This is a genomic window from Jatrophihabitans fulvus (genome assembly GCF_054781375.1).
In genome coordinates, this window is the sequence record NZ_BAAGUN010000001.1 from 321,837 (window position 1) to 339,329 (window position 17,493).

General features: G+C 70.4%; 15 protein-coding genes. 12 read left to right on the forward strand and 3 right to left on the reverse strand.

Annotated features, from left to right (window positions below; all coding sequences use genetic code 11):
- The first annotated feature begins 93 nt into the window (after positions 1 to 93).
- Positions 94 to 1,212: a HoxN/HupN/NixA family nickel/cobalt transporter gene (nicT, locus tag ACYVP9_RS01575; protein ID WP_460604265.1), complete on the forward strand. Its 1,119-nt coding sequence runs from the start codon at positions 94 to 96 to the stop codon at positions 1,210 to 1,212.
- Here the strand turns inward: nicT and ACYVP9_RS01580 are convergent.
- On the reverse strand, positions 1,199 to 1,879 hold the full coding sequence (locus ACYVP9_RS01580; protein WP_460602929.1) for a lysophospholipid acyltransferase family protein: 681 nt from the start codon (positions 1,877 to 1,879) through the stop codon (positions 1,199 to 1,201). The two genes, nicT and ACYVP9_RS01580, sit on opposite strands and share 14 nt — an antisense overlap.
- Positions 1,880 to 2,178: 299 nt before the next feature.
- Here ACYVP9_RS01580 and ACYVP9_RS01585 point away from each other — a divergent pair, with 299 nt between their 5' ends.
- Together ACYVP9_RS01585 and typA are read left to right on the forward strand one after the other, a co-directional pair.
- A complete protein-coding gene (locus ACYVP9_RS01585) occupies positions 2,179 to 3,537 on the forward strand; it encodes a DEAD/DEAH box helicase (RefSeq protein WP_460604266.1) in 1,359 nt (452 codons plus the stop codon).
- Position 3,538: 1 nt separating this feature from the next.
- On the forward strand, positions 3,539 to 5,410 hold the full coding sequence (typA, locus tag ACYVP9_RS01590; RefSeq protein ID WP_460602930.1) for a GTP-binding protein TypA/BipA: 1,872 nt from the start codon (positions 3,539 to 3,541) through the stop codon (positions 5,408 to 5,410).
- A 205-nt stretch (positions 5,411 to 5,615) separates the two neighbouring features.
- On the opposite strand, the gene ACYVP9_RS01595 is transcribed toward typA, so the two are convergent.
- Positions 5,616 to 6,710, reverse strand: a complete 1,095-nt coding sequence (locus ACYVP9_RS01595; RefSeq protein WP_460602931.1) for a hypothetical protein — start codon at positions 6,708 to 6,710, stop codon at positions 5,616 to 5,618.
- Positions 6,711 to 6,982: 272 nt separating this feature from the next.
- Between ACYVP9_RS01595 and ACYVP9_RS01600 the strand changes: the two genes are divergently transcribed.
- From ACYVP9_RS01600 to ACYVP9_RS01640, 9 genes are all read left to right on the forward strand, one after another.
- Entirely contained in the window at positions 6,983 to 8,134 is a 1,152-nt protein-coding gene (locus ACYVP9_RS01600; RefSeq protein WP_460602932.1) for a pyridoxal phosphate-dependent aminotransferase, read from the forward strand.
- Positions 8,131 to 8,904 carry a carbon-nitrogen hydrolase family protein gene (locus ACYVP9_RS01605; protein ID WP_460602933.1) on the forward strand — a complete coding sequence of 258 codons (774 nt, stop codon included), beginning with the start codon at positions 8,131 to 8,133 and terminating at the stop codon, positions 8,902 to 8,904. The genes ACYVP9_RS01600 and ACYVP9_RS01605 overlap by 4 nt, the downstream gene beginning before the upstream one ends.
- A 148-nt stretch (positions 8,905 to 9,052) precedes the next feature.
- Positions 9,053 to 10,768 carry an ABC transporter family substrate-binding protein gene (locus tag ACYVP9_RS01610; RefSeq protein WP_460602934.1) on the forward strand — a complete coding sequence of 572 codons (1,716 nt, stop codon included), beginning with the start codon at positions 9,053 to 9,055 and terminating at the stop codon, positions 10,766 to 10,768.
- A 173-nt stretch (positions 10,769 to 10,941) separates the two neighbouring features.
- A complete protein-coding gene (locus ACYVP9_RS01615) occupies positions 10,942 to 11,952 on the forward strand; it encodes an ABC transporter permease (protein ID WP_460602935.1) in 1,011 nt (336 codons plus the stop codon).
- A 31-nt stretch (positions 11,953 to 11,983) separates the two neighbouring features.
- Positions 11,984 to 12,922 carry an ABC transporter permease gene (locus ACYVP9_RS01620; protein WP_460602936.1) on the forward strand — a complete coding sequence of 313 codons (939 nt, stop codon included), beginning with the start codon at positions 11,984 to 11,986 and terminating at the stop codon, positions 12,920 to 12,922.
- Between the two features lie 2 nt (positions 12,923 to 12,924).
- The gene (locus tag ACYVP9_RS01625) at positions 12,925 to 14,187 is read left to right on the forward strand and encodes an ABC transporter ATP-binding protein (RefSeq protein WP_460602937.1); all 1,263 of its coding nucleotides are present in this window, start codon (positions 12,925 to 12,927) and stop codon (positions 14,185 to 14,187) included.
- Complete coding sequence (locus ACYVP9_RS01630; RefSeq protein ID WP_460602938.1) at positions 14,184 to 15,248, forward strand: ABC transporter ATP-binding protein; 1,065 nt, start codon at positions 14,184 to 14,186, stop codon at positions 15,246 to 15,248. Before ACYVP9_RS01625 ends, ACYVP9_RS01630 begins: the two co-directional genes overlap by 4 nt.
- A 33-nt stretch (positions 15,249 to 15,281) precedes the next feature.
- Complete coding sequence (gene mshB / locus ACYVP9_RS01635; protein ID WP_460602939.1) at positions 15,282 to 16,154, forward strand: N-acetyl-1-D-myo-inositol-2-amino-2-deoxy-alpha-D-glucopyranoside deacetylase; 873 nt, start codon at positions 15,282 to 15,284, stop codon at positions 16,152 to 16,154.
- Positions 16,151 to 16,573: a hypothetical protein gene (locus ACYVP9_RS01640; RefSeq protein WP_460602940.1), complete on the forward strand. Its 423-nt coding sequence runs from the start codon at positions 16,151 to 16,153 to the stop codon at positions 16,571 to 16,573. Before mshB ends, ACYVP9_RS01640 begins: the two co-directional genes overlap by 4 nt.
- Here the strand turns inward: ACYVP9_RS01640 and ACYVP9_RS01645 are convergent.
- Complete coding sequence (locus tag ACYVP9_RS01645) at positions 16,549 to 17,475, reverse strand: GNAT family N-acetyltransferase (protein WP_460602941.1); 927 nt, start codon at positions 17,473 to 17,475, stop codon at positions 16,549 to 16,551. The genes ACYVP9_RS01640 and ACYVP9_RS01645 overlap by 25 nt on opposite strands.
- Positions 17,476 to 17,493: the final 18 nt, after the last annotated feature.

Below are 17,493 nucleotides of genomic sequence, written 5' to 3' on the forward strand. Positions count from 1 at the left end.
GGCGTGTGACCAGGCCTTGTTGCGAACTCATTGCATCTGCACAGTTCGACGCCTAGCGTCGCCAGGGTGACGCAGGCTCCACCCCGGGACTCGATGGTCCGCCGTTTCCGCTCCACCCTCACCGTCGAGGACCGCCGCGCGCTGGCCGGCATGGCGGGGTTCGTGGTGCTGCTGCACGTCGTCGGCTTCGGGGTGCTGTTCGGCTTCGTCATCCCCGGGCACTACCGGCTCGGCGGCGACAACCCCGTCTTCACCGTGGGCGTCGGAATTCTCGCCTACACCTTCGGCCTCCGGCACGCCTTCGACGCCGACCACATCGCGGCGGTCGACAACACCACCCGCAAGCTCATGGCCGACAACGTCGAGCGCGAGGCCGCGGGAAAGCCCGTCCGCAAGCCGCTGTCCGTCGGCTTCTGGTTCTCCCTCGGCCATTCGACGATCGTCTTCTCGCTGGCGTTCCTGCTCAGCCTGGGCGTCAAGGCGCTCGCCGACCCGCTGAAGAACGACGACTCCGAACTGCACTCGGTCACCGGCCTCATCGGCGTCTCGGTGTCGGGCACGTTCCTGTGGGTGCTCGGCGTGCTGAACCTGGTCGTGCTCGTCGGCATCGTGAAGGTGTTCCGGCGCATGCGCACCGGCGACTTCGACGAGGCCGAGCTCGAGGAGCACCTGAACAAGCGCGGCTTCATGAACCGGTTCCTCAACGGGCTGACCAGGTCGGTGCGCAAGGCCTGGCACATCTACCCGGTCGGGGTCCTGTTCGGGCTCGGGTTCGACACCGCCACCGAGGTGGGGCTGCTGGTGCTCGCGGGCGGCGCGGCGGCGTTCAACCTGCCGTTCTACGCGATCCTCGTCCTGCCGGTGCTGTTCGCGGCCGGCATGTGTCTCATGGACACCGTCGACGGCGTGTTCATGAACGCGGCCTACGGATGGGCGTTCATGAAGCCCGTCCGCAAGGTCTTCTACAACATCACGATCACCGCGATCTCCGTCGCGGTCGCGCTCGTCATCGGCACCATCGAGCTCGTCAGCGTGCTCGCCGACCAGGCCGACATCCGCTCCGGCCCGCTGCGGGTCATCGCCGACATCCCGCTCGACTACGCGGGTTACGCGATCGTCGGGCTGTTCGTGCTGTCGTGGGTCGCCGCGCTGCTGGTGTGGAAGTACGGCCGCATCGAGGAGAAGTGGTCGGCGCACCTCAGGACGGAGTGACCGACCTGCGCCGGCGCGCGCGGCGGCGCCGTCCGGGCGTCTCGCGCGGCGCGCCCTCACGCAGCTCGGCCAGCAGCCGCTCGGAGAACTCGGCCGCCGGCTCGCCCGTCCGCCACTGACCGGCGCGGGGCAGGAAGAACTCGACCGTCACGCGCGGCCGGGTGGGCAGGCGGACGACCTCGGTGCTCCCGTTGACGCGCACGCAGACCGTCGTCGCCTCGGGCACCGCCTCGGCGAGGCGTCCGACGCCGGCGCGGGCGCGCAGTTCGCGTCCGAGGGAGCGGGTGCCCTCGGGGAACATGCCGATGCACGCGCCGGCGCGCAGCTCGGCGACCGCGCGGGCCATCGCCTCGTCGTTGCTCACGCCGCGGATGACGGGGATGTGGCCCATGCCGTCCATGAAGCGGGCCACGAGCGGGTTCTTCCACAACGTCGACTTCGACAGCGCGCGCACGGGCCGCACGTGCCGGGCGGCCACCGCGATCGCGATGGGGTCCCAGTAGCTGTCGTGGTCGGCCGCCAGCACCACCGGACCCGTCCGGGGCAGGCACTCGAGCCCGGTCACGGACAACCGGGACCATCGCGTCATGAGCGGTGTGCCGACGGCGAGCACCGCCCGGTAGGCGGCGGGGTGATCCGGATCGCCTGAGCGCTCGGCGCGGGCCATTCGGCCATCGTCGCGCACCCCGCTAGACTGGGACCAGCTGGCGGGCACTCCTTGTCCGCACCGTTGTCCGCAACGCAGCTTCGTCGACGCCCTGTTCGATCAGAGGCGTCGGGCTCGTGCCACTCCTCCGCACTGCGTGTGCGGCCTTGGGACGTGCCACACGTTTCCGAAGGAATACCTTGACCAGCTCCACCTCGCGCGGCTCTGCCGCGCGCCGTCGGGGCGCTTCCGGGCGCCCCACCCACACCCAGCACCGCTCGCCGCGTCCCCGCGGCGGCGCCCGTCCGGCCCCGCGCCCGGTGACGCCCACCTTCGCGCTGACGCCGGCCGCCACCGAGAACCTCCCCGGTTTCGCCGACCTCGGCCTGCCGAGCCCGATCGTCAAGGCGCTCGCCCGCGGCGGTGTCGCCACCCCCTTCCCGATCCAGGCCGCGACCATCCCGGACGCCCTCGCCGGACGGGACCTGCTCGGCAAGGCCGCCACGGGGTCCGGCAAGACGCTCGGTTTCGGCCTCCCGCTGCTCACCCGGCTGTCGCGCTACGGCAACGGCGGGCACTCGGCCCCGCGCCGCCCGCGCGGACTCGTGCTGGTGCCGACCCGCGAACTCGCCATGCAGGTGGCGGACGCGCTGACGCCGCTCGCGTCCGCCGTCGAGCTGTCCGTCCGGCTCGTCGCCGGCGGCCTGCCCATCACCAAGCAGATCGCATCCCTCGAGCGCGGCGTCGACGTGCTCGTCGCGACGCCGGGACGCCTCGAGGACCTCATCGCGCGGCGCTCCTGCGACCTCGGCGACGTCGAGGTCACCGTGCTCGACGAGGCCGACCACATGTGCGACCTCGGTTTCCTGCCGGTCGTGCGCCGCCTGCTGCAGCAAACCCGTCAGGACGGCCAGCGCCTGCTGTTCTCCGCCACCCTCGACGGTGACGTCGGCAAGCTCGTCGAGCAGTACCTCACCGACCCGGCCGGCCACGCCGTGCCGGTCACCGAGGCCGCCGTCGACGCCATGAGCCACCACGTGTTCCGGGTCGCGCGCGAGGACAAGTTCCCGCTCGCCGCGTCGATCCTGGGCCGCGAGGGCCGCACCATCGGCTTCGTCCGCACCAAGCACGGCGCCGACCGCATCGTGCGCGACCTCGGCCGCATCGGTGTCGCGGCCGGCGTCCTGCACGGCGGACGCAGCCAGTCGCAGCGCACCCGCGCCCTCGAGGCGTTCAAGGACGGCTCGGTGCCGGTGCTCGTCGCCACCGACGTCGCGGCGCGCGGCATCCACGTCGACGACGTGTCGCTGGTGCTGCACATCGACCCGCCGGCCGACCCCAAGGACTACCTGCACCGCTCCGGTCGCACCGCTCGTGCCGGCGAGAGCGGCACCGTCGTCGTGCTCGCCACGCCCGACACCGAGCGCGACGTGCGCACGATGCTGGCCGCCGCGGGTGTCGAGGCCGAGCAGCGCGACGCCGACGCCGCCAACCCCGAGGTCGCCCGCGTCACGGGTGCGCGCGCGCCCAGCGGCGTGCCCATCCCCAAGCCGGTGTCGTCGCAGCCGCAGGGATCGCGCCGTCCGCGCAACGCCGGCCCGCGCCCCGAGCGGCGTCGCGCCCCCGGTGGCCCCCGCGGCCGTACCCGTGGCGGCGACGGCCGCCGGAAGGAGGGCTGACATGGCCCAGCGACACGATCTGCGCAACGTCGCCATCGTCGCGCACGTCGACCACGGCAAGACCACGCTCGTCGACGCGATGCTCTGGCAGCAGGGCGCGTTCACCGCGCACCAGGCCGAGACCGGTGACGTCAACGAGCGCGTCATGGACAGCAACGACCTCGAGCGCGAGAAGGGCATCACCATTCTCGCGAAGAACACCGCGGTCGACTTCACCTCGCCGAAGGGCGAGAAGGTCACGATCAACATCATCGACACCCCCGGCCACGCCGACTTCGGCGGCGAGGTCGAGCGCGGCCTGTCGATGGTCGACGGTGTCGTGCTGCTCGTCGACGCGTCCGAGGGACCGCTGCCGCAGACGCGGTTCGTGCTGCGCAAGGCGCTCGAGGCGCGCCTGCCGGTCATCCTCGTCATCAACAAGGTCGACCGTCCGGACGCCCGCATCGCCGAGGTCGTCGACGAGACGTACGAGCTGTTCCTCGACCTCGACGCCGACGAGGACCAGATCGACTTCCCGATCGTGTACGCCTCCGGCAAGGCGGGCCGCGCGTCGATGGAGCGGCCGGCCGACGGCACGATGCCGTCCGAGGAGAACCTGCTGCCGTTCTTCGAGGCCCTCCTCGAGCACATCCCGCCGCCGTCCTACGACGAGGAGGCGACGTTGCAGGCGCACGTCACCAACCTCGACGCGTCGCCCTACCTCGGTCGTCTCGCGCTGTGCCGCGTGCACAACGGCACGATCAAGAAGGGCCAGCAGGTCGCGTGGTGCCGCGCCGACGGCACCGTCGAGCGGGTCAAGATCACCGAGCTGCTGCTGACGCACGCGCTCGAGCGCCGCTCGGCCGAGTCCGCCGGTCCCGGCGACATCATCGCGATCGCCGGCATCCCCGACATCACCATCGGCGAGACGCTCGCCGACCTGGACAACCCGACGCCGCTGCCGGTCATCACCATCGACGAGCCGTCGATCTCGATGACCATCGGCATCAACACCTCGCCGCTGGCGGGGGAGTCGGGCAAGAAGCTCACCGCGCGCCAGGTGCAGGACCGTCTGAAGGCCGAACTCGTCGGCAACGTGTCCATCCGGGTGCTGCCCACCGAGCGTCCGGACACCTGGGAGGTGCAGGGCCGAGGTGAGCTGGCCCTGGCCATCCTCGTCGAGATCATGCGGCGCGAGAGCTTCGAGATCACGGTCGGCAAGCCGCAGGTCGTCACGCGCACCATCGACGGCAAGGTGTTCGAGCCGGTCGAGCGCATGACCATCGACATCCCGTCCGAGTACCAGGGCGTCGTCATCCAGCTGCTCGCCCTGCGCAAGGGCCGCCTCGAGCAGATGGTCGACCACGGCACCGGGTGGATCCGCATGGAGTACCTCGTGCCCGCGCGCGGCCTCATCGGCTTCCGCACCGAGTTCCTCACCGAGACCCGGGGCACCGGCCTGCTGCACCACATCCACGACAGCTACGAGCCGTGGGCGGGCGACATCCGCACCCGTCCGTCCGGTTCGCTCGTGGCCGACCGCCGGGGCGTCACGACCGGCTTCGCGCTGGCCAACCTCCAGGAGCGCGGCACCATGTTCGTCGGCCCGAGCACCGACGTGTACGAGGGCATGATCGTCGGTGAGAACTCCCGGTCGGACGACATGGACGTCAACCCGACCAAGGAGAAGAAGCTCACGAACATGCGGCAGTCGTCGGGCGACGTGCTCATCCCGCTGATCCCGCACCGCGTGCTGTCGCTCGAGCAGGCGCTCGAGTTCTGCCGCGACGACGAGTGCGTCGAGGTCACCCCGGCGAACGTCCGCATCCGCAAGGTCACCCTCGACCAGAACGAGCGCGCCAAGCTCGCCAGCCGTCGCAAGGCCCGCGCCTGACCCGCTCGGGTCACCCGACTGTGCACCCGCCGAGGTCGTCAACGCGGTCGTTCGCGTCACGTTGACGACCTTGGCGGGTGCACAGTCGGGTCGTGCGCCGACCTTGCACCCGGCGAAGTCGTCAACGTGGGGCGCAAACGCCACGATGGCGACCTCGGCAGGTGCAAGGTGAGGGCGCGCCGGGGTGGCGCGTCACCCCGACCGATCACGCTGCAGAGGGACGGGCCTCGCTCTGGCGCGCGGTCCAGCGACGCAGCGGGGACCCGACCCGCGCGCCGCGAACGGCCGCATCCCGGAGACGTCGCGCCGTGCTCGCGAAGGAGCCGAGGTCGCGCCATCCCCATCGGACGACGATGAGCCCGGCCTGCTCGAACACCTTCTGTCGCTGCCGCTCGTACTCGATCTCTTCCTCGGGTTCGCGCAGCGCGTTCACCGCGCGCCGGTATTTGAGGTCGCCGTCGCACTCGCCGACGACACCGACCTCGTCCCAGTAGAGGTCGCAGCGTCCGAGGAGCCGGCCGTCGAGGTCGTAGATGTAGGTCTGCGGCCAGGCGGCGGGCAGGCCGTGATCGGCAACGCGCAGCCGGCTCAGCGATTCGAGTGGTGACTCCGACCTTCCGTCGACGGACATCAGCACCGAATGCGCCCGCCTCCGACCCGGCCACCTGTCGCAGCGCTCGTACGCGTGTGTCAGCGTCCGCTCGTCGACGAGGCCGAGATGCAAGGAAGAGTCTCCCGCCACCACGCCGGCGTCGCGGCCGAACTCCCGCGAGATGTCCATGACAGTGCGTGCCGGTGCGGTCACGAGGTCGTCGCCCACCCGGACGACATCGGTCCGTGTCAGGGTCGCCCGGTGCAGGTGAGCACGGGCCACCCGACGCAGCGCGGTGCCCGACTGCACGGTCAGACAGGGCTGGCCTGGTACCTGGAGGACGTCCACGCCTTGCACGAGCGCGGCACCGACGTGGCTGATCACCGTGCGGGGGCTGGACACCCGCGCTGCTCGGGCATCCCGGACATGGGCGTTGCGACGGCGCTCCCACCCGTCCACCGCATCCGGTCCCGGCCGTTCGAACACTCCGCGGCGAGGACGCTCCAGATCCCCGTTGTCGACTGCATGACGGCGCGCGCCGTCCGTCCAGCCGAGGTTTGCAGCGTCCGCCCTCGATGTGGGCACGTCGGGAAAGGTGGGCCGACTCGGCGCGGCGGTCGGTCGGCGGTGTGAGCGTGGCATCGACACACCGTGGTGCAGCCGTCGCCGGCGATCCGCAGCTCCGTCCACAGGGGCGGCTGTGTCCACAGGCCCGTCCGTACTCCCGCCTTGAACAGCTCTGACGTGATAGGCGGGTCGGTCGGCAGAGCATGAGGGGCCTGTACCGCCCGACCTTGCACCCGCCGAAGTCGTCAACGGGTCGCCCCGCGCCCCGTTGACGACCTTGGCAGGTGCAAAGTGGCCCGCCGCCCCGACGTTGCACCCGGCGAGGTTGTCAACGCGCGGAACAGCGCCCAGTTGACGACCTTGGCAGGTGCAAACCCGGGTTACCCAGCGGGTCCGGCGTTAGGGTCGGACGGGTGGCAGGCAGGCAGCGGCTCGTCCGGCGGATGCAGGGGTTCGGGACGACGATCTTCGCCGAGATGTCGGCGCTCGCGCTCGAGACCGGCAGCGTCAACCTCGGCCAGGGCTTCCCCGACACCGACGGCCCGCCCGAGCTGCTCGAGGCCGCCCGGGAGGCGATCCGCACCGGGCACAACCAGTACCCACCGGGACCCGGCGTGCCGGAGCTGCGCCACGCGATCGCGCGCCACCAGCGGCAACGCTACGGCCTGCAGTTCGATCCCGACCGCGAGGTGCTCGTCACCGCGGGCGCGACCGAGGCGATCGCCGCGGCGGTGACGGCGCTGGCCGGGCCCGGCGACGAGGTCGTCATGTTCGAGCCCTACTACGACTCCTACGCCGCCACCGTCGCCATCGCGGGCGCGACGCGGCGGGTCGTCACCCTCGAACGCGACGGCGACGGCTGGGGATTCGACCCGCACGCGCTGCGGCGGTCGGTCACGCCGAACACCCGCGTCGTCCTGCTCAACACCCCGCACAACCCCACCGGCACGGTGTTCACCCCCGAGCAGCTCGCGCAGGTCGCGCACCTGGCCGTCGAGCACGACCTCGTCGTCGTCTCGGACGAGGTGTACGAGCACCTGACCTTCGACGGCCACCGCCACGTGCCGATCGCGACGCTGCCGGGGATGCGCGAGCGGACGGTCACCATCGGCAGCGCCGGCAAGACGTTCAGCACGACCGGCTGGAAGGTCGGGTGGGCGTGCGCGCCCGCCGAGCTCGTCACCGCCGTCCGCACCGTCAAGCAGTTCCTCACGTACGTGAACGGCGCTCCCTTCCAGCCGGCGGTGGCGTCCGTGCTCGACCGGGCGGACGAACTCGCCCCCCGGGCCGCCCTCGAACAGCAGCGCGACCTGCTGTGCGACGGCCTCGAGAAGCTCGGCTGGGACGTCGTCCGCCCGCAGGCGACCTACTTCGCCACGGCCGACGTCGGCCGGGACGCCGTCGGGTTCTGCCGCGAGCTGCCGCGGCGTGCCGGAGTCGTGGCGATCCCGAGCAGCGTCTTCTACGACAGCAGCGCCGGTGACCACTACGTCAGGTTCGCGTTCTGCAAGCGTCCCGAGGTGCTCGGGGACGCGCTGCGGCGATTGGAGCAGGTGAGGGCATGAGGGTTGCGGCCGTCCAGCACGACATCGACTGGGAGGACCCGGGGGCGACGCGCGAGCGCGTCCGTCCGCTCATCGCGAAGGCCGCGGCGGACGGCGCGGGACTGATCGCGCTGTCGGAGATGTACGCGACCGGGTTCTCGATGCGACCGGAGCGGATCGCCGAGGACGAGGGCGGTCCCAACGAGACCTTCCTGCTCGAGCAGGCGGCCGAGCACGGTGCCGTGCTCGTCGCGTCCGTCGCCCAGCGCGGCGCCGACGGCGCCTACCGGAACAACGCGGTGCTGGCCCGCCCGGACGGCACCGTCGAGCGCTACGCGAAGATCCACCCGTTCTCCTACGCCGGCGAGCACGAGAGGTACGCGGCGGGCGACCGGCACGTGACCGTCGAGCTGCCGGACGGCGACGACACGCTGCGGGTCAGCCTGTTCGTCTGCTACGACCTGCGCTTCGCCGACGAGTTCTGGGCCCTCGCCCCCGGCACCGACCTCTACGTGGTCCCGGCCAACTGGCCGGCGCCGCGGCACGAGCACTGGCGCGTGCTGCTGCGGGCCAGGGCGGTCGAGAACCAGGCGTTCGTCCTCGGCGTCAACCGGGTCGGAACGGCCGGTCGCGGACGCGACGTGCACCACGACGGCGGGTCGGTCCTCGTGGATCCGCTGGGCGCCGCGTGGGAGGCCGCTGAGGGCGAGGGCATCGTCGTGGGTGAGGTGTCCGCGGACGCTGTTCGTGCAATTCGGACCAACTTCCCATTCCTCGCAGACCGGCGCTGAAACCCTCGGTTCGCCCGTATCAACATTTGGTCACGATCCCGGGACGCCAGGTCCGGAGGGTTGCGATCACCTCGCCACTCGGGCTTTCCTTCGCTGTCGGCTGCTGGACAGATCGTCCTGCGCCAGAACAACAGGAGGTCACTCACAAGTGAGAGTCCAGCGAAAGGCGATCGCCGCGAGCGCCGTCGCCCTCATGGCGACCGGCACACTCGCCGCGTGTGGGGGAGACAGCGGCGGCGGCGGCGGCGACCAGGTGATCTGGGGTGAGTCGACCGGCGCCATCAGCAACCTCATGCCGCTGATCTCGGCCGGTAACTCGACCGCCAACGGCAACCTGGTGACGCGTGTGCTCGACGGTCTGTACCGCAGCGCACCCAACATCAGCTACATCCCCGACACCGCTCAGGGCACCGCGTCGTCCTCGGTCGTGAACGGCCAGCAGGTCGTCACGGTCAAGGTCAACCCGAAGGCCGTGTGGGACGACGGCAAGCCGATCACCGCCGAGGACTACGTCTTCACCGCCGAGGCCCAGAAGTCGAGCGACCCGAAGGACGGCGGCTGCGCCGCACTGCTCTCGACCGTCGGCTTCGACCAGATCGAGAAGGCCGAGGCGGTCGACAAGACCACCGCGAAGTTCACCTTCAAGAAGGGCCAGTCGTTCGCCGACTGGAAGGGCCTGTTCTCCGGCAACAGCGCGCTGCTGCTGTCGAAGCACGTGGTCGACCAGGGTTCGGCGAAGGCGACCTGCGACTACATCACCAAGGGCTGGCCGGTCAAGGGCGGCATCCCCGCGGGCGCGACCAACGGCCCCTGGCTGATCAAGGGCTCGAACGTCGACACCGCGCAGAAGACCATCACGCTGGTGCCGAACGACAAGTACTGGGGCCCGAAGCCGAAGCTGGCGCGCCTGATCTACCAGACGATCGGGTCCGACTCGGACACGAACGTCAAGGCGCTGCAGAACGACGAGGTCAACATCATCTACCCGCAGCCGCAGCTCGACCTCGTGTCGAACCTGAAGAAGCTGTCGGGCGTCAAGACCGAGATCAACTTCGGCGCCTCGTTCGAGCACCTCGACTTCAACACCAAGGACCCGCTGCTCGGCATCAAGCAGGTGCGCCAGGCGTTCGCGTACGCGATCGACCGTCCGGCCGTGGTCAGCGCGACCGTCGGCCAGTTCAGCGACAAGGCGTCCGTGCTCGGCAACCGCATCGTGCTCACCAGCCAGAAGGGCTACGTGAACAACGGCGAGGCCTACGACAAGCAGAACATCGCGAAGGCCAAGCAGCTCATCCAGTCGGTGGGCGGCAAGATGGGCTCCGACGGCGTGTACCGCATCAAGGGCAAGCCGTTGACGTTCAAGATCACGACCACGCAGGACAACCCGCTGCGTGACTCGACGATCAGCCGCATCGCCGCGCAGGTGCAGAAGGCCGGCATCAAGGTCACCGAGTTCGCCAACCCGGACATCTTCGAGGGTCCGGAGAAGCCGACCTCGCTCGCCGGTGGCGGTTTCCAGATCGCGCTCTTCGCCTGGGTCGGTTCGCCGTCGCTGTCGTCGAGCAACTCGATCTACTTCTCGCCGAAGAAGACCGGGGGTGCCGTGGGTCAGAACTACTCCCGCGCCGGCACCTCGGCGATCGACACCGCGCTCGACAAGGTGTCGACCGCGACCACCGCGCAGGCCCAGCTCGCCGCGGCCAACCAGGCCGACAAGCTGCTCTGGGACGAGATGTACACCCTGCCGCTGTACCAGAAGCCGACCCTCCTGGCGTTCAAGAACAACATCCAGGGGCTCGCGGACAACGCGACGCTGGCCGGCCCGATGTGGAACTCCGACACGTTCACGCTGAACAAGTCCTGAACCGCATCGGCTGGTAACACCGCCTGATCACACGGCGCCGGGGCCCGGTCACCTTCCGGGCCCCGGCGTCGGTGTACGTCCACGTGCGTTCGCGGGGTGATCCCACGTGACCGCGCCCGAGAGCTAGGCTCGGCTGGCCACAACCCGGCAGGCCGTCAGAACGAGGTGTCCTGTTGCTCGTCTTCATCGCCAAGCGACTCATCGGCAGCGTGCTGGTGCTGATCATCGCTTCGCTGATCGTCTTCTGGTACGTCGCCGACAACTTCGATCCGCTGGCGCAGTTCCGGACGCGGCAGCCCATGCCTTCGCCGGCGTTCTTCGAGGCCAAGCGCGAAGCGCTCGGTCTGAACGGCAGCATCTGGGAGCGGTGGTGGCACTGGCTCTCCCACCTCATCGACCCGAGCACCTCGTTCCCGTTCATCGGCTTCAACTTCGGTAACGACACCCAGGGCAACCCGATCGGCCCGCAGCTCGCCGACGCCTTCACGATCACCGCGCGCATGATCGTCGGCGCGATCGTGCTGGCCGCGATCCTCGCCATCGCCCTGGGCGTGTGGTCGGGCGTCAAGCGCGACAAGCCGATCGACATCGGCATCACGATCCTGACGTTCGTCCTGCTGGCGCTGCCGACGTTCTGGTTCGCGGCGCTGCTCAAGCAGGGCGCTATCTCGGCCAATCAGAACTTCGGCACCGACTTCGCGGTCACCTTCGACCAGACGCCCGCGATCGAGAGCTACGCCTCGGGCGGGGAACTGTGGCGCGACCGGTTCCTGCACCTGATCCTGCCGACCATCTCGCTCGGTCTGCTGACGGCGGCCGGCTGGATCCGCTACCAGCGCGCGTCCACCATCGACGTGCTCGACGCCGACTACATGCGCCTCGCCCGCGCCAAGGGTGTGCGCAACCGCACCGTCATCCGTCGCCACGGTCTGCGCAACGCGCTCATCCCGCTCGTGACGGTCATGGCCATCGACGTCGGCGCGCTGTTCGGTGGCGCGGTGATCACCGAGAAGGTGTACGTGTGGAACGGGCTCGGCAAGTACCTCACCGACACCGCGTTCCAGAACCAGGACATCTACGGCGTGGCCGGCTGGGTCATGATCTCGGCGATCTTCGTCGTGCTCTTCAACCTGCTGGCCGACATCCTCTACGCGGTGCTCGACCCGCGGATCCGGTTGTCATGACGGCCGGACGAGAGCGAGAGGGGGCACGGACATGGCTCTGACGGAACTCGAGATGAACGCCACGACCCCGCCGGCGGGCGACGCCGAGGACGGCTTCAGCGGCGCCTCGAAGTCACAAGGGCGGCAGGCGTTCGACCGCTTCACCCACAGCTGGGTGTCCATGACCGCGACGGTCGTGTTCGTCGGCATCGTGGTCTTCTGCTACGTCTTCCCGTACTTCTACAAGTGGAAGTTCGACGCACCCGACCAGCGCAAGGTCGCGCAGTCGGCGTCACCCGGCCAGGCCGGTCACTGGCTGGGCACCGACGAGAACGGCGGCGACCTGTTCGCCAACATGATGCGCGGCACGCAGCGCGACTTCATCATCATGATCGTGTCGGTGGCCACGGCCCTGATCATCGGCATCCTGATCGGCGCCGCGGCGGGCTACTTCGGCGGTTTCGTCGACGCCCTGCTGATGCGCTTCGTCGACATCATGCTCGCGGTGCCGGTGCTGGTCATCCTCATCGTCGTCGGCAACCGCAACCCGGACCTCTCGATCGCCGGGCTCGGTTTCGTGCTCGGCATCTTCGGGTGGATGGGTCTGTCACGCCTGGTGCGCGCGCAGTTCCTGTCGCTGAAGGAACGCGAGTTCATCGAGGCCTCGCACGCGATGGGTGCGGGCACGTTCCGCATCATCCTGCGGCACATGCTGCCCAACACGCTGAGCACGATCCTGGTGTTCGCCACCATCTCGGCGGCCGTGTCGATCGTGGTCGAGACGTCGCTGACCTTCCTCGGCGTCGGCGTGAAGCCGCCGGACACCTCGCTCGGTCTGCTGATCTCCCGAGGCGTGCAGGCCGCCGACACCCGTCCGTGGCTGTTCTACTTCCCGGGCATCCTGATCATCGTGATCGTGCTCGCCGTGACCCTGATCGGTGAGGGCATCCGCAACGCCTTCGACCCCAAGCACAACCGGGTGCGTGAGTAGTCATGAGTGATCGAACCGATCTGACCAAGACCCCGTCCGACGCCAGCTTCGAGGTCGGCACGACCCCGCCGCCCGGCGCCGACGACCTGCTGTTGTCGGTCAAGGACCTCGGCGTCTCCTTCGGGCCCGTCAACGCCGTGCGCGGCGTCAGCTACGAGGTGCGCCGCGGCGAGACGCTCGGCATCGTCGGCGAGTCCGGCTCCGGCAAGTCCGTGACGTCGCTGGCCGTGATGGGCCTGCTGCCCAAGAACGCCCGCGTCACCGGCTCGGTGCAGTTCCGCGGCCGCGAGCTGCTCGGCCGTGACGACAAGACGATGTCCGGTGTCCGCGGCAAGAACATCGCGATGATCTTCCAGGACCCGATGACGTCGCTGGACCCCGTCTACAAGGTGGGCACCCAGATCGTCGAGACGCTGCGGGCGCACGACGACAAGCTCAGCAAGCAGGCCGCCAAGGCCCGCGCGCTCGAGCTGTTGAAGATCGTCGGCATCCCGAACGCCGACGACCGCATCGACAACTACCCGCACGAGTTCTCCGGCGGCATGCGGCAGCGCGTCGTCATCGCGATCGCGATGGCGAACAACCCCGACGTGATCATCGCCGACGAGCCCACCACCGCCCTGGACGTCACCGTCCAGGCGACCGTGCTCGAGGCGATGAAGGCGGCGCAGCAGGAGACCGGCGCCGCTCTGGTGCTCATCACCCACGACCTCGGTGTCATCGCCGGCGTCGCCGAGCGCGTGCTGGTCATGTACGCCGGCCGCGCCGTCGAGACGGGCACCGTCGACGACGTGTTCTACCGGCCGCGCATGCCCTACAGCGTTGGCCTGCTCAACTCGCTGCCGCGCATGGACGTCACCGAGAAGACACGGCTGACGCCCATCCACGGCACCCCGCCGTCGCTGCAGAACCTGCCGCCCGGGTGCCCGTTCGGGCCGCGGTGCCCGATGCGGCAACCGCGCTGCAGCGAGGAGGAGCCCGTGCTCGTCGCCGTCGACGGGCACGACGCCCACGCGGCGGCCTGCCACTTCGCGCACGACCTCGAGGGCCAGGACCGCTACGAGGCCGGCGAGATCTTCGACACCGACAGCAGCGAGGCCGAACTCCCGGCCGACTCGCTGCTGCTCGGCGGCGACGACACGCACGCCGACGACCACAGCGATGCCGGCGGCGGCATCGGCACCACGAAGGTGAACGGTGCCGCGGGCTCGCCCTCTCTCGGGCGCAGTCCCGGCGCCGGCGGCACGACAGGGGGCACGCCATGACCGTCGCGCTCGACAAGAACGCGCAGGGCGGAAGCAACGCGCACGACGCCGGCGAGCCCGTCCTGCGGGTGAGGGATCTGCAGAAGTACTTCCCGATCCGCAGCCGCGTGCTCAAGCGCACCATCGGCAACGTCAAGGCGGTCGACGGCATCAGCTTCGACGTCTACCCGGGCGAGATCCTCGGCCTGGTCGGCGAGTCGGGCTGCGGCAAGAGCACGTCCGGACGGGCGATCCTCAACCTGCAGCCCGCCACCGGCGGCAGTGTCGTGTTCCAGGGCAAGGAACTGGCCGGCATGAGCCGTGCGCGCATGCGCCCGATCCGACGTGACATCCAGCTGGTGTTCCAGGACCCGTACGCCTCGCTCGACCCGCGCATGCAGGTGTCGCGGATCATCGCCGAGCCGTTGGTGATCCACAAGGTCGCCAAGGGCGACGAGCTCGACGCCCGCGTGCGCGAGCTCATGGATCTCGTCGGCCTGAATCCCGAGCACGCCGGGCGGTACCCGCACGAGTTCTCCGGCGGCCAGCGGCAGCGCATCGGCATCGCCCGCGCGCTCGCGCTGAACCCGAAGATGCTGGTGCTCGACGAGCCGGTGTCGGCCCTGGACGTGTCCATCCAGGCCGGCGTCATCAACCTGCTCGACGACCTGCGCGCGCGGCTCGGCCTGAGCTACGTGTTCATCGCCCACGACCTGTCGGTGGTGCGCCACATCTCCGACCGCATCGCGGTCATGTACCTGGGCCGCATCGTCGAGATCGCCACCACCGAGGACCTCTTCGACCGGCCGGCGCACCCGTACACGCAGGCGTTGCTGTCGGCGATCCCGCTGCCCGACCCGAAGCGTGAGCGCACCCGCAAGCGCATCCTGCTCGAGGGAGACCTGCCCAGCCCGGCCAACCCGCCCTCGGGCTGCCGGTTCCGCACCCGGTGCCCGAAGTTCGCCAACGAGCTGAGCGACACCGAGCGCGAGAAGTGCACGACCGACGACCCGGCCACCGAGGACCGGGGCGTCGGGCATCCGGTCGCGTGCCACTTCGCGGCCGTGCAGAAGGTGCTGTAAGCCGCCCCGGTGGCGGACGCTAGCGTCGCTGACGTGTCCCCGTCCGTCCCGGCGCGCCGGTTGCTGCTCGTCCACGCCCATCCCGACGATGAGACGATCACAACCGGCGCGACGATGGCGCACTACGTCGCGCAGGGCGTGCAGGTCACGGTCGTGACCTGCACGCTGGGCGAGGAGGGCGAGATCCTCGTCCCGGCGTACGCGCAGCTCGAGGCGGCCCAGGCCGACCAGCTCGGCGGTTACCGCATCGCCGAGCTCGACGCCGCGATGCGCGCGCTCGGCGTGCTCGACCACCGCTTCCTCGGCGGCGCCGGGCGTTTCCGCGACAGCGGCATGATGGGCTCGCCGGCCAACCGGCACCCGCGCGCGTTCTGGCGCGCGGCCGACGACGCGGACGTGTTCGCCACCGCGGTCGGCCTGCTCGCCGACGTCGTCCGGGAGGTCCGTCCGCAGGTGGTGGTCACCTACGACGACAACGGCGACTACGGCCATCCCGATCATGTGATGGCCCACCGCATCACGACGGCGGCGCTCGAGGCAACCCGGGCGGACGGGTCGTGGTACGTCGCGAAGTTCTACTGGACGGCCACGCCGCGCTCGGCGCTCAGCGCCGCCTACGACGCGCTGCGCGAGCGCGACGACGTGCCCTTCGAGGTCGCCGACGAACCGACCTTCGGGGTCGACGACGACGTCGTCACGTGCGTGATCGACGCCGCCGACCAGTGGGACGCCAAGCGTGCCGCGCTGCTGGCGCACCGCACCCAGCTGGCCGTGCACGGCCGGTTCTTCGCGTTGACCAACATGCTGGGCCGCGCCATCTCCGCGACGGAGCACTACCGGCTCGCGGTCGGCAAGCCCGGGCGTGACGGCGTCGAGGACGACCTCTTCGCCGGGATCCCGGCGTGACCGCGCCGGAGCGTCCGGGAGCGCTCGGCTGGTTCGGCGTCGCGCTGGTGACGGTGTGCGGTGCCGCCGCGGCGTGGCTCGAGGCCCTGCTCGTGCCGCTCTACCTCGACGACACGCTGGTGCCGGTGACGATCGCGTTCACGCTCGCGACGTCGTGGTTCCTGCCGCGGCTCGCGCGCTCGCTCGTGCCGAGCACGATCGCGGCGGTGCTGCCGTTCGTGGCCTGGCTCGCGGTGATCTTCGTGCTGGCGGCGGGCTCGCGTCCCGAGGGCGACGTCATCCTGCCCGGAGGCGGCAACGTCGAGTTGGTCGGCTACGGGGTCATGTTCGGCGGGGCCCTGGTGGGCGTGCTGTCGATCGTGTTCTCGACGCCGTTGCCGGCACCGCGGCGGCCTCAGGACCCGGGTTCGCGCCGGTAGCGGTAGTCGTGATGGTGCGCGTAGCCCAGCTTCGCGTAGAGCGCGGCGGCGGCGTCGTTGGTCGCGTCGACCTGCAGGTAGCTGCGTGTCGCGCCGTGCTCACGTCCCCACTGCCACAGCTCGCGCATGATCGCGGCGGCGAGACCGCGCCGGCGCTGCTCCGGTTCGACCTCGACGGCCGCGACCCCGAGCCAGCCGTCGTCGACGACGCCGCGGCCGATCGCGACGGCCCGGTCCGCGTTGCGCACCGAGACGAACACGACCCGGTCGTGGCGGGCGAGCAGGTCCCGCCCGGTCGGCGGGAAGTTCCGGTCGTAGCGCGCCAGCCACGCGTCGTCCGGGTCGGACGCGCGCTGCACGACGACGTCGGCCGGGGGTGCGGCGACCATGTCGAGCCGGGCGGTGAGCACCTGCGCCTCGACCTCGATCTCCCACCCCCGTTCGCCGAGCTCGGCGTCGAGCAACCGCCGCGCCTCGGCCGGCACCGCCAGGCGCAGCGGCAGGCCGCGCTCGGCGTACCAGGCTCGCGCCTCGTCGAGCGCGTCGCCGAGCGGTCGCCGTAGCTGCCCGGCGGTGAGCACCGAGTTCGCTCGGCGCAGGAAGCCGTGGTCGGCGCGCAACGTCCAGCCGTCGAGCTCGCGGGTGTCGGCACTGCGCAGGCCGCGGGCGGCGACGCGGTCGAGGGCGAGCTCGTCCGCCGTCGAGGGCGGGGCGAGTTTCGCCACGGCCACCAGGGCGACCGGGACCTCGACGAGTCCGTCCCGCGTCTCGACCACGGCGGTCTGCGCGTCGAGTCCGACGAGGTCGCCGACCACGTCGCCGAACAGCAACCGACCCTCCGGGGTGCGTTCGACCACACGGCGCACGGTGACGCGCCGACCCATCCACCCGCTCTGCAGCACGACCGGCATACTAAGGAT